The following is a 12,577-nucleotide window of genomic DNA, read 5'->3' as shown; positions in this document are numbered from 1 at the left end:
ATTACGCGCGGCGATGCCGCGCTAATCCGACCTACCGCGCTTTACTGCGCCGCCACCTTGGCCGGCTCCGCCACTATCGGCGTCATCTTCAAGGAACGGCTGAGGAAACCCCAGCGGTCGGCCACTTCTTCGATCTGCTTGGTCGTCGGCTTGCCGGCGCCATGGCCCGCCTTGCTGTCGATGCGGATCAGCACGGGGGCCGCGCCGCCTTGCGCTGCCTGCGCGGCGGCGGCGAACTTGAAGCTGTGGGCAGGCACGACGCGGTCGTCGTGGTCGGCCGTCGTGATCATGGTGGCCGGATAGCAGCCGCCCGCCTTCAGGTTGTGCAGTGGCGAGTATTTCACCAGCGCCTTGAACTGCTCGGCGTCGTCCGACGAGCCGTAGTCAGGTACCCAGCCCCAGCCCACGGTGAACTTGTGGAAGCGCAACATGTCGAGCACGCCCACTTGCGGAATCGCTGCGGCGAACAGGTCGGGACGCTGCGTCATGGCCGCGCCCACCAGCAGGCCGCCATTGCTGCCGCCGCCGATCGCCAGTTTCGATGGCGAGGTGACCTTGTTGTCCACCAGCCATTGCGCCGCGCCGATAAAGTCGTCGAACACGTTTTGCTTGTTCAGCTTGGTACCAGCCTGGTGCCAGGCTTCACCGTATTCGCCGCCGCCGCGCAGGTTGGCCATCACGTAGACGCCGCCCATTTCCACCCAGGCAAGATTGGCCACGGAGAAGCTCGGCGTCAGCGAAATATTGAAGCCGCCATAGCCGTACAGATAGGTCGGGTTCGTGCCATCGAGCTTCATGCCTTTTTTCGAGACGATGAACATCGGCACCTTGGTGCCGTCGCGGCTGGTGAAGAATTGCTGGCGCGTTTCAAAGGCATTCGGGTCGAAATCGACCTTCGGCTGGCGGTACACGCTGCTCTTGCCCGATTTCATGTCGTAGCGGTAGATGGTCGCTGGCGTCGTAAAACTGGTAAACGAATAGAACGTTTCGGTGTCGCCACGCTTGCCGGCAAAGCCGCCCGCCGAACCGATGCCCGGCAAGGCCACTTCGCGCACCAGTTTGCCGTTCAGGTCGACGATCTTGATTTGCGTTTGCGCATCTTTCAAGTAATCGAGCACCAACTGGTTGTTGATCAGGTTGACGGCAACCAGGGTTTCCGCGCTTTGCGGCACGATTTCCTTCCAGTCGGCAGGTGCCGGTTTGCGCGTATCGATGGCGATCACGCGCGATTTCGGCGCCTTGTTATCCGTCTTGAAGAAGAACACGGGGCCGTCATTATCGATGAAGGAGTACGAAGCATCGAACGCTTCCAGCAAGCCCACCACCTTGGCGTTCTTCTGGCGCAAGTCCTTGTAAAAGACGCGGTTCTTGCGTTCCGTGCCTTGCGAAGCGGTGATGATGAGGTAATTGCCGTCATCGCTGACGACGCTGCCGCCAAACGCCCATTCCTTCTGGTCGGGACGGTCGAAGACCAGCACGTCATCGCTTTGCGGCGTGCCGATTTTGTGGAAATACAATTTCTGGAAGTAATTGATATCGGCCAGCTTGGTCGCTTCATTCGGCGCGTCATAGCGGCTGTAGAAGAAACCCTTGTTGTCCTTGGCCCACGAGGCGCCCGAGAACTTGGCCCACTTGATGTGGTCCGTCAAATCCTTGCCCGATTCGATATCGCGCACTTTCCACTCGTTCCAGTCGGAACCGGAAGCAGACGTGGCATACGCCAGGTATTTGCCGTTCGGGCTGATCGAAGTGCCGGCCAGCGCCACCGTGCCATCGGTGGACAGGGTGTTCGGATCGAGCAGCAGACGTGGCTCGTCCGTCAGTTTCTTCACCGTGTACAGCACGGCCTGGTTCTGCAAGCCGTCGTTGCGGCTATAGAAGTAACGGCCGCCCTGCTTCGTTGGCGTAGAGAAACGCTCATAATTCCACAGCTTGGTCAGGCGCTGCTTGATCGCGGCGCGCTCGGGGATGGTGCCCAGGTACGACTGCGTCAGCTTGTTTTGCGCCACCACCCATTCGCCCGTTTCCGCGCTGTTGGCGTCTTCCAGCCAGCGGTACGGATCGGCGATGGTGGTGCCGAAATAGCTGTCTTGCTGATCGACTTTTTTGCTGAGCGGATACGTCATGGGAGCGCCGTCGCCCGCCGGGCAGGCTGGTGCGGACTGTGCCATGGCATTGCCACCGAAAGCGGCCAGCAAGCTGAATATGAGGGTTGCACTACGTAATTGCATGGGTTGTTTGTCTCATTGTTGGATGTCGAGGAAAGCAGGCCGTTCAAACACGTGTCGCGGCTGCCCATGTTGACTTTCGCCAAGAGAAATCATAGCGCGGATTGCCACTTTTAAAGCACAGTTATCTGATGGATTTGCCGTCTTTTGTTTGGACAATCTACATGAATCACCGTGGTAAATCACGTTTTTGGCGAGGATCGGCAAACTGACGGGCAGGCAAGAAACATTATCAAAAGCTAATACGTTTCATCAAGCCGTCATAAATCTTCTTTACTATCGGCAACATGTTCATGGCCCGTCCAGAGGCCGTGCCGCCACATCCGCCTATGCACACTCTCGCCCTCCCTACCGCCACCGTCGCGCCGCCCGGCCCGATGCCATCGAATGTGGCTTACCTGAAGCCGCCATCGGCATCCATGGCCATCGAAGGGACGGATGCCTTGCACGACATCCTGGCAGGCCGCAAGCTCAGCGCGCTGTTCCAGCCCATCATCCACATGCACAGCGGCGACATCATCGGCTACGAAGGCTTGATACGGGGGCCGTCAGACAGCCCCCTGCACGCGCCGATGAATCTGTTCAAGGTGGCGCGCGCGCATGACCTGACCCTGGAAGTGGAGCACCTGTGCCGGCAAGTGGTGCTCGAGCGCTTTGCCGAACTGCAGCTGCCGGGCAAGCTGTTTCTCAACGTCAGCCCCGAATGCCTGCTGCTGCGCAATGCCCGCCATGGCGAAACCCTGGAATACATCGAACATATCGGCATCAACCCGGACCGTGTCATCATCGAGCTGACGGAAAACCAGCCCACCTACGATTACGAACTGATGCGCGAAGCGGTGCTGCATTACCGCAACATGGGTTTTCAAATCGCCATCGACGACCTGGGCGAAGGCTTTTCCAGCCTGCGCCTGTGGTCGGAATTGCGCCCAGAATACGTGAAAATCGACATGCATTTCATCCAGGGTATCAATAACGACCCTGTGAAACTGCAGTTCGTGCGCTCGATCCAGGAAATCGCGGAAAAATCGGGCACCCTGGTGATCGCCGAAGGCATCGAGGCGCAGACGGAATTGCTGGTCTTGCGCGACCTGGGCGTGGCCTTCGGACAAGGCTATCACCTGGGCCGGCCCAACGCGGTGCCGGCGCGCGCCCTGCCGGCCGAAGTGGTGCAAGCGCTGGGGCGCAACGGCGTGGCCGTGTATCCGCAGCGCAGCAGCCTGGAAAAGAATGGCGCCAGCATCCGCAAGCTGCTGCATCAGGTAGCGGCCGTTTCGCCGGAGAAAAACAATAACGAGGTGTACGACATCTTCCTGAAGGACCCGAAGCTGATGATCATCCCCGTCGTCGATGACGGCGTGCCGCTGGGCCTGATCAGCCGCTTCGAAATGATCGACCACTTCGCCCGCCCCTACCAGCGTGAACTGTATGGCAAGAAATCATGCAGCCTGTTCATGGATGCCACGCCCCTCATTGCCGACCACGAGACGAGCTTGCAGGAACTCAGCTACACCATGGTGCAGTCGGATGCCCACCACCTGTTCAACGGCTTCATCATTACCGAGCACGGGCGCTACCTGGGCATGGGCACGGGCCACGACCTGATGCGCGAAATCACGCAGATGCAGATCAATGCGGCCCGTTATGCCAACCCGCTCACGCAACTGCCCGGCAACGTGCCCATCAACGAGCATATCGACCGCCTGCTGCACAGCGGTAGCCGCTTCTGGGTCTGCTATTGCGACCTCGACCACTTCAAGCCCTTCAACGATGTATACGGCTACCGCAAGGGCGACGACGTGATCCAGTTGACGGGAGAAATCCTCAGCGGCCATTGCGACCCGAACCGCGACTTCATCGGCCACATCGGCGGCGACGATTTCATGATCCTGTTCCAGAGCGAAGACTGGGAAACGCGCTGCCAGGCCATGCTGGACGACTTCGCGGCCGCCATCCTCGCCTACTACAGCACGGGCGACTGCGAACGGGGCGGCTACATCAGCGAAGACCGGCAAGGCAAGAAAGTGTTTTATTCATTGATCAGCCTATCCTTGGGCGTCATCAAGGTCGAGGCGCACCAGTACTACACGCACCATCAAATTGCCACGCAGGCGGCCGAAGCGAAGAAGCAGGCGAAGAAAATCCACGGCAACAGCCTGTTCCTGGACCGGCGGCAAGGTACGGGCGTGGTGCGCATGGATGCCTAGCCAGGGTCGATAGCAAGAGACTGAATGGGATCAGCGGTGCACGATCAAATACGCACGAGGTCGCCAAATGCATTGCTGCTGAGCGCATCGGGCACGAATGCCAGGCTGATCAGGCCGCCATCGCGGCGCGCTAGCACGCGGCAGCCGCCCACGGGCGCATCCACGAACAGGCCGCCGTATGCCGTGTCCGGTTCCAGACCACCGCCCGTGACGTCTTCTCCGGCACCGATGAAGACGCGGCCCGAGACGACGGCCAGATGCACGCTCACGTGCGGCTCGGCAAGTTCTGCGTGCAATACCAGGTCATACGCGCCGTCGCCGCCCACGTTGAAAAACGCCACCTGCCCCGCATTCACGGCCGCCAGTTCCGCGCCGGGGATGCTCCACCAGTCGCAGTCATCGTCCAGCCTGTGACGCAAGAGCGCCGGGTCGAACATGCACAGGGTTGCCGTGCCCGTCACAATTCTCACGGACGTGTCTGCCATCATGCGGCCAGCGGCGCCGGCCCCAGCAGAGGCTGACTCTGCACGTACTGCGCACTGGCTTGCGCCTGCCACGGGAAATGGCCGTCGCGCGACGGCCAGACGATCTGGTACAGCGTAAAATCATCGCCCTGGTAATACCAGCGCGCATAGCCGACGTGGTTGCGGTATTGCTCGACGGGCACGCGCACGAAGGCGCACGGATGGCCTTCCAGCAAGGCGTCCGTGGTAGCCGTGAAATCCGTGATGGCGCCGCTGCGCACGGCGTCCAGCGCCACGTCGAGTATCTGGTGGGCCATGGCGCGCGGCAAGCCCATGATGAGAAATTCAGGTTGGCCAAAGCTGTGGCCAGCGCCTATCGTGAAGGCATAACCCGGTCCTTCTTCGTCAGCACTGATATGGACGCCATGCCAGCCATGCGTGGCGATGTCGTCGATGACTTTTTGCTCGGATGCATCCTCGCCTGCCTGCCTTACCATGTTCCACCTTTCACTGTGCCAAAAACTCGCGCTGCGCGCGCACGATGCGCGATATGCATTCCATGCCTGTAAGCAATTATCGCATGCAGCGCGCGTCCCTGCGCGCACGGTGCTGGTGCTTCAGTCTGGCAGCGGCAGCGGCGGGGAACGCCCCTGGTGCCATTGCCGCATGCGCTGCTGCGCCTCTTGCAGCTGTGCCGACTCCAGCCTGGCGGCAGCCGCTTCCCTGGCACGGGTGGCCCCGCTATCGCCGCCCTCGGCCGCCAGCGCCAGCCACATGTAGCCGCTGAGAAAATCCTTCTCCACGCCGCGCCCGCTGTTATACATGCCGCCCAGGTTGTACTGCGCCAGCGCATGGCCCTGGCCGGCCGCGCGCGCATACCATTGCACGGCCAGGTCATCGTCTTGCGGTACGCCATGGCCGTTCGCATACATGACGCCCAGATTGTTTTGCGCGCTGGCATCTCCCTGCTCTGCCGCCGTGCGGTACCAGCGCACGGCGCACACATCGTCGCGCGCCACGCCCTGGCCATTGGCATACATCACACCGAGGTTGAACTGCGCATTCGACGCGCCCTGCGCTGCCGCCCTGGCATACCAGTCCAGCGCCTGCTGCAAGTCGCGGGCGATGCCGCGCCCGCCCGCAAACATGCCGCCCAGATTGTATTGCGCCATGCAATGGCCCTGCAGGGCGGCGCGCCGGTACCAGGCCACGGCACGCGCCTCGTCCTGGTCCACGCCCTGGCCGCGCGCCAGCATCAGGCCCAGGTTGAACTGGGCGTCGGCGTCATCCTGCTCGGCCGCCCGCTGCAGCCAGGCATAGGCGCGCAACTGGTCGGGCACCACGCCCAGGCCTTCCGCATAGGCCACGCCAAGTTGCCGCTGCGCCACGGCCAAGCCCTGGGCAGCGGCCTGGCGGAACCAGGCCAGCGCCTGCGCATCGCTTTGCACCACGCCCTGGCCCCGCTTGTAGACGAGCCCCAGGTTCAGCTGCGCCTGCGCATCGCCCTGCAAGGCTGCCTTGCGGAACCAGGCCAGGGCCAGCGCATCGTTCTTTTTCGCTCCCAGCCCCTGGGCATACGCTACACCCAGCAGCGATTGCGCGCTGGCCACGCCCTGCTCTGAGGCGCGGTAAAACCACGCCAGGGCCAGCTCGTCGCTCTGCAGCACACCGCGCCCCTTGCGGTACATCTGCCCCAGGTTTTGCTGGGCCGAGGCATCGCCCTGAGCGGCCGCGCGGCGAAACCACAGCACGGCGTCTTCGTCGCTCTGCGCCACGCCCCGGCCGTGGTAATACAGGGCGCCCAGGTGGTTCTGCGCATAAGCGAGCCCTTGCAGCGCTGCCAGGCGTAGCCAGACAAAGGCGCGCGCATCGTCCTGCGCCACGCCTTCGCCCTTTTTGTACATCAATCCCAGGTTGAACTGGGCGTAGGCATTGCCCTGCTCGGCAGCCGTGCGGAACCAGATATACACCTGGTGGCTATCTCTGGCAGTATGGTGCTTGTCCATGTGCGCCCCCATCCACATTGCGCTTGCCGGCAGCACGCGCAAAACGGCGGACCAGGGCGGCGAAATCGTGTGTTGCTTAAATTTTAAATTCGATGCGGGGGAAGGACTTGAGCAGGCTCAAACGAAATAACATAATTATATCGTTTTGATGAGCCAGCTTCGATGTGAAGCGGGGTAGTGCACACCCAAACTGGCATGCGGCAGCAATTACCGGCGCGCCGGATGCTTTTGCAGGAATTGCGGCACTTTCGCGGCGGCCAGCTTGTTCAGCGACACCAGGAGGTCGGCGTCGACGTCGGCGATGCCGTAGTTGCTGCGCAGGTGGCGGCCGATATGTATCAGCACTTGCGCCGCCACTTCCGCATCCGACTCGGCCCTGTGGGCGGCGCTCTTGAAGGCGATGCCCAGCTGGCTCGACAGCAAGCCCAGCTTGTAGCTGGCCATACCGGGAAACACGCGGCGCGACAGTTTCAGGGAGCACACGAGCGACTGGTGTGCGGGCGTCAGGTTCAGCCTGGCGCTTTCCGCGCGCAGGAATTTTTCATCGAAGCTGGCATTGTGCGCCGACAAGGCATCGCTGCCGATGAAGTCCAGCAACTGCGGCACCACCTCGGCCACGGGCGGCGCCTTGTCCACCATCGCCTGCGTGATGCCCGTCAAGCCCGTGATGAACGAGGGAATGCGCGCATTGCAGTTGATCAGGGTCACATAGCGGTCCGTGATCTGCCCGCCCTCGATGCGCAAGGCAGCCACTTCCGTGATGCGGTCGCCCATGTCGGGTGACAGTCCGGTCGTCTCGAAGTCGATCATGACGATCGGTTTGTCAAACACATTCATGAAGTAAGGCTCTTTCTGCGATGCTGCGGTGGGTCAGCTTAGCCGAACTTGCGCACGGCGTCCAGCGCCAGGCCCGCACCGATACTGCCGAACAGGTCGCCTTCGACCTTGCGCGCGGCCGGCACCAGGGCGGCGATCTTTTCGCGCAGCAAGCGCACGCCGCTCGAGCCGCCGGTGAAGAACACGGTGTCGACGGCGTCCGGCGCCACGCCCGCGTCCCGCAGCAAACGCAGCACGGTTTCTTCCACGGAACCGCACAAATGGCCGATGGCTTCGTCGAATTGCGTACGTTTCAGCAACAGGCTGTGCGCGGGCGACAAACGGTCCAGTTCCAGCTGCACTTCGGCCGCGTCGGACAGGGCAATCTTGCCCTCTTCCACTTTCATCGCCAGCCAGTGGCCGGCGCGCTCGTCGATCAGCTTTTGCAGACGTTTCACTTTGTCTTGCTCACGCGCATCGCGGCACACGTCGGCCAGCTGCACCCAGATCTTCTTGGTGTAGGCCAGGTTGATCGTGTGCCAGGTCGCCAGGTTGAAATAATAGCTGGATGGCACTTCGCTATTGTTATGCAACCGGCTGCCATAGCCGAGCAGGGGCATGACGGATGACAGGCTCAGGTATTTATCGAAGTCCGTGCCACCGATGTGCACGCCGCCGGTGGCGAGGATATCGTCGCGCCGCTCGGCCTTTTTCGCCCGCGCCGGCGACAGGCGCACCAGCGAAAAGTCGGAGGTACCGCCGCCGATGTCGGCGATCAGCACCAGTTCTTCCTTGTCGATCTGCGACTCGTAGTCGAACGCAGCGGCGATCGGCTCGAACTGGAAGGCAACATGCTTGAAGCCGACGGAACGGGCCACTTCGGCCAGGGTGTCTTGCGCCAGCTGGTCGGCCTGCGCATTGTCGTCGATAAAGAAGACGGGACGGCCAAACACGGCGGACGAGAATTCGCGGCCGGCGGACTGCTCGGCGCGGCGTTTCACTTCGCCAATGAATTGCGCCAGCAACAGGCGGAATGGCAACGCACGGCCACCCACTTCCGTCTGGCCGTCGATGAGACTGGTGCCCAGCAAGCTTTTCAGCGAGCGCATCAAACGCCCTTCGTAGCCGGCCAGATAGCCGGCCAGCGCCGCGCGGCCAAAACTGACTTCCTCGTCTTCCGCATTGAAGAAGACAACGGACGGTAAGGTCGTCTTGCCATCTTCCAGGCCGAGCATGGTGCTCTGCCCGGGACGTGCCCAGCCTACCGTGGAATTTGACGTGCCGAAATCGACGCCGCAAGCATTGGCCATGTCGACCCTTCCCTGAATAAAGGGGCGTTATTTTATCAGAACGCACGCCATTGCACCAGAAAAATACTTCCGACACGACCAAGACAACAAGCTTGCTTTGCATCAAGTAGCGACGGCGTGCAAAAGCTACTCTTGGGATTGACGCCAAGCAACTCGGCAAGCCCCCGGAGACCCATCGTGCCCCTCGCCCTCCTGCGCCACCTGCCCGCTGCCTTGCTGGCTGTCTTCTTCGTTTCACTCGCCGGCTGCGGCGGCGGAGGCGGTACCGATACGCAGGTGTCCGGCGGCTGCTCGCTGCATAGCACGACAGGCTGCGGCGGCAGCCCGCTGCCGCCCATCGTGCCGCCAGTCATCCCGCCGGCGACGCCACCCGTGATTCCGCCCGTCACGCCGCCCGAGCCTGCCAGCCTGGCCGGCGCCGTCAACCTGGTCTTTTCCAGCACGGAACTGGCCTCGGTGGGCCTGGCCGGCAGCGAAGTGGCCGTCACGGCCCTCGTCAAGGATGGCGCCAACCGGGCCTTGCCAAACGCAACGATTTCCTTTGTCACCGATTCCGGCATCCTCGGCAGCGTCGATGCCGTGACGGACATGAACGGCCAGGCGCGCGCCCTGCTGGGCACGGGTGGCGCGAACAGTAACCGCAGCATCACCGTGACGGCCAATGTGGGCACGCGCAGCGGCAAGGGCACGGTAGCGGTCACGGGCAGTACCGTGGAACTGCTGGGACCGGCCGCAATGATGCTGGGCCAGGGCGCCGACCTCACCGTCACCGTGCGCGACTCGGCAAAGCGGCCCGTGGCCGGCGCCGCCATCGCCTACAGCACGGGCGCCGGCAATGGCGTGCGCATCAAAGATGGCGGCGCGGCGCAAAGCAATGCGCAAGGCCAGTTGGTGCTGCGCCTGACGGCAGGCAGCCTGGGTAAGGATGCCGTCTCCGTCAGCGCCCTGGGCGCCGCCGCCACGCAAGCGTATGCCGTGGCCGGCAGCGACCTGCGCCTGAGCCCGGCCGTGGGCCAGGACGCCAGTGGCGCGGACGTGCTGCCGGAAGTGGCCACCCTGGCGTGCCAACCCATCGATGCCCGCTACGACAAGGCGGGCATGGCGCAAACGGGCAGCGCCAGCCTGTCCACCTCGCGCGGCAGCCTGTTTGCAGACAGCGCCTGCAGCCAGGCCTTGCCCGCCAGCTTGATTTTCAGCAATGGCAACTTGCCGCGCAGCTATGTACAGTCGGCCAACGCGGGCGTGGCCACCATCACGGCCGCCGTGGCGGGCGGGCCCACGGCGCAGACGCGGCTGGAATTCGTCGCACCCCTGAGCGCTGCCAGCAAGCTGGCCGTGCAAGCGCAGCCGGCCGTGCTGCGCGCCAACACGAGCGCATCGGCCGACAACGACAGCACCAGTATCAGTATCAGCACCATCGGCGCCGTGGTGCGCGATGGTGCGGCGAACAACCTGGTCAAGAACGCGCCCGTACTGTTCAGCATCTTGAGCGACCCCAGCGGTGGTTACCTGCGGCAAGCGGGCCGGGTACTGACGGGTAGCGACGGTCTGGCCCGCGCCAGCTACGTGGCGGGGCCAGCCGATAGCGGCCGCGACGGCGTACTGATCCAGGCCCGCATCGAGGGCGCACCGCAAACGGCGGCCACAGCCCTCGTGCGCCTGACGGTGGCGCGGCAAGCGCTGTCGATCAAACTGGGCACGGGCAACCTGCTGCGGGAGTATTCGGCCAGCGTGCTGCAGAAGGACTTTGCCGTGTTCGTTTCCGACAGCGCCGGCAACGCCGTGCCTGGCGTCGCCATCACGGCCGCCGCCTGGCCCAGCCGCTATGCCAAGGGATATTACGTGTGGGAAGCGGACAAGCCCGAGTTTCCCGACACGGGCGTCTGGCGCCGGGCCCTGCCCCACTACAGCTGCGCCAACGAAGACGTCTTGCGCAACGGCATTTTTGACGCCGCCTACGACCGCAACGGCAATGGCGTGCTCGACCCGGGCATCCCTCTGACCGTCAGCGCCAGCGGCCTGAGCGACGCACTGGGCATGGCTACCGTCACCGTCAGTTATCCACGCAATATTGGTTCCTGGGTGCACGTGACCCTGACTGTGCGCGGCACCGTCAGTGGCACGGAAGCGAGCGCCACGGCGGAATTACCGTTGCCCACCCTGCCCAGCGATTTCAGCGTACGCCGCGTCGACCCGCCAGGACGCATCAGCCCCTATGGCAGCGGCCCCTGCGACAGCGCCGATTGAGGAGCTGGCATACCACTTGCCATTCAGTCCTATTTTTTGCGGCATAAGCAATAAACGTGAATAAACATGCAGTCTTGCCATGCGGCAATCTTTTACGCTATGCTCGTTCTGCCCGCCCAGGCCGCAACAAGCGGCCGGGCCTGCAGGAATGCTTTGAGACAGCTTGCTTGCCAGACCAATATGCGAAAAAAGAATGCGGTAGACCGGACAGCCAGCACCACCCACGCCGTTCCCGGTGCTGGACGGCGCGTGACCTCGTATGACGTGGCCCTGCTGGCCGGCGTGTCGCAATCGGCCGTGTCGCGCTGCTTCAAGCCCGGCGCCAGCATCTCGCCCGCCACCCACGCCAAGGTCCTGCAGGCGGCCATCAGCCTCGACTACATCCCTAACGCAGCCGCGCGCAGCCTGATCACGCGGCGCTCGAACCTGGTGGCCGTCATCATTTCCAACCTGGCCAATTTGTACTATCCACAAGTGTTGTCCGACCTGAGCCAGCAAATCGCCCGCCAGGGCAAGCGTTTATTGCTATTTACCCTGGAGCGCGAAGCGGACATCGGCAAAGTCTTGAGCGATGTGTGGCAATACCAGGTCGACGGTGCCATCGTGGCCGCCGGCCTGTCGGACGAGCAGATGGCCGAATTCGGCCGGCGCGACGTGCCACTGGTGCTGTTCAATCGCAGCCCCCGCGAGCATGCCGTGCATGCCGTGCTGTGCGACCAGGCCGAAGCGGCGCGCCTGCTCGTGTCGCGCCTGGCCGAGGCGGGCCACCGCCAGTTCGCCGTCATCGACGGCCCCGGCGACTCGGCCGTGGCGCAGGAACGCAAGGCCGGCGTACTCGACCGTTTGCTGATCCTGGGCTTGCCCGCGCCCATCGTCGTCAGCGGCAACTACGATTACGCCAGCGGCGGAAGGGGCTTGCGCAAGGTCATCGACCGCCTGGGCCGCGTGCCCGACGCCGTCATTTGCGGCAACGACATCATGGCCATCGGCTGCCTGGACACGGCGCGCCACCAGATGGGCATCCAGGTGCCGCTGCAAATGTCGGTGGCCGGTTTCGACGCGCTGGAAGCGTCCGGCTGGCTCAGCTACGACATCACCACCCTGCGCCAGCCCGTGCAAAAGATGGCCACCGACGCCGTCGCCATGCTGGGCGAACTGATGGAGCGGCGCGGCGGCATCGCCGAACGGCGCCGCTATTGCTCGTATCTGGTGGAAGGGAGCACGGCAAGGCTGACCAGCGAACCTCAGCGTTTCGGCATGATGGCTGCCGCCTGAAAGCAAAAAAACCTCGCATCGCTG

At 63.2% G+C, this 12,577-nt stretch carries 9 protein-coding genes; 3 read left to right on the top strand and 6 right to left on the bottom strand.

Going from position 1 to position 12,577, the window contains the following annotated elements; all coding sequences use genetic code 11:
- Positions 1–41: 41 nt before the first annotated feature.
- Complete coding sequence (locus ACQ4WL_RS10190) at positions 42–2,231, bottom strand: prolyl oligopeptidase family serine peptidase (protein ID WP_436509598.1); 2,190 nt, start codon at positions 2,229–2,231, stop codon at positions 42–44.
- 416 nt (positions 2,232–2,647) lie between these two features.
- Between ACQ4WL_RS10190 and ACQ4WL_RS10185 the strand changes: the two genes are divergently transcribed.
- Positions 2,648–4,435 carry a GGDEF domain-containing protein gene (locus ACQ4WL_RS10185; protein ID WP_436509656.1) on the top strand — a complete coding sequence of 596 codons (1,788 nt, stop codon included), beginning with the start codon at positions 2,648–2,650 and terminating at the stop codon, positions 4,433–4,435.
- A gap of 44 nt (positions 4,436–4,479) precedes the next feature.
- On the opposite strand, the gene ACQ4WL_RS10180 is transcribed toward ACQ4WL_RS10185, so the two are convergent.
- The 5 genes from ACQ4WL_RS10180 to ACQ4WL_RS10160 all read right to left on the bottom strand — a co-directional run bounded on the left by ACQ4WL_RS10180 (position 4,480) and on the right by ACQ4WL_RS10160 (position 9,031).
- A complete protein-coding gene (locus ACQ4WL_RS10180; protein ID WP_436509597.1) occupies positions 4,480–4,905 on the bottom strand; it encodes a DUF6386 family protein in 426 nt (141 codons plus the stop codon).
- Positions 4,906–4,919: 14 nt separating this feature from the next.
- Positions 4,920–5,396 carry a DUF4262 domain-containing protein gene (locus ACQ4WL_RS10175; protein WP_436509596.1) on the bottom strand — a complete coding sequence of 159 codons (477 nt, stop codon included), beginning with the start codon at positions 5,394–5,396 and terminating at the stop codon, positions 4,920–4,922.
- Positions 5,397–5,516: 120 nt separating this feature from the next.
- Entirely contained in the window at positions 5,517–6,905 is a 1,389-nt protein-coding gene (locus ACQ4WL_RS10170) for a tetratricopeptide repeat protein (RefSeq protein WP_436509595.1), read from the bottom strand.
- Between the two features lie 207 nt (positions 6,906–7,112).
- Positions 7,113–7,742 carry a 3'-5' exonuclease gene (locus ACQ4WL_RS10165; protein ID WP_436509594.1) on the bottom strand — a complete coding sequence of 210 codons (630 nt, stop codon included), beginning with the start codon at positions 7,740–7,742 and terminating at the stop codon, positions 7,113–7,115.
- 38 nt (positions 7,743–7,780) lie between these two features.
- Positions 7,781–9,031: an Hsp70 family protein gene (locus ACQ4WL_RS10160; protein WP_436509593.1), complete on the bottom strand. Its 1,251-nt coding sequence runs from the start codon at positions 9,029–9,031 to the stop codon at positions 7,781–7,783.
- A gap of 177 nt (positions 9,032–9,208) precedes the next feature.
- On the opposite strand from ACQ4WL_RS10160, the gene ACQ4WL_RS10155 reads away from it, so the two are divergent.
- Both ACQ4WL_RS10155 and ACQ4WL_RS10150 read left to right on the top strand, forming a co-directional pair.
- Positions 9,209–11,278 (top strand): Ig-like domain-containing protein, encoded by a 2,070-nt coding sequence (locus tag ACQ4WL_RS10155; protein ID WP_436509592.1) that lies wholly within the window; start codon positions 9,209–9,211, stop codon positions 11,276–11,278.
- A gap of 249 nt (positions 11,279–11,527) precedes the next feature.
- On the top strand, positions 11,528–12,553 hold the full coding sequence (locus ACQ4WL_RS10150) for a LacI family DNA-binding transcriptional regulator (RefSeq protein WP_436509591.1): 1,026 nt from the start codon (positions 11,528–11,530) through the stop codon (positions 12,551–12,553).
- The last annotated feature ends 24 nt before the right edge of the window (positions 12,554–12,577 follow it).

Source organism: Janthinobacterium kochi, assembly GCF_051380715.1.
GTDB lineage: Bacteria > Pseudomonadota > Gammaproteobacteria > Burkholderiales > Burkholderiaceae_D > Janthinobacterium.
The sequence above is the reverse complement of the archived record's forward strand: the minus strand, read 5'-3'. Positions and strand labels throughout refer to the sequence as shown.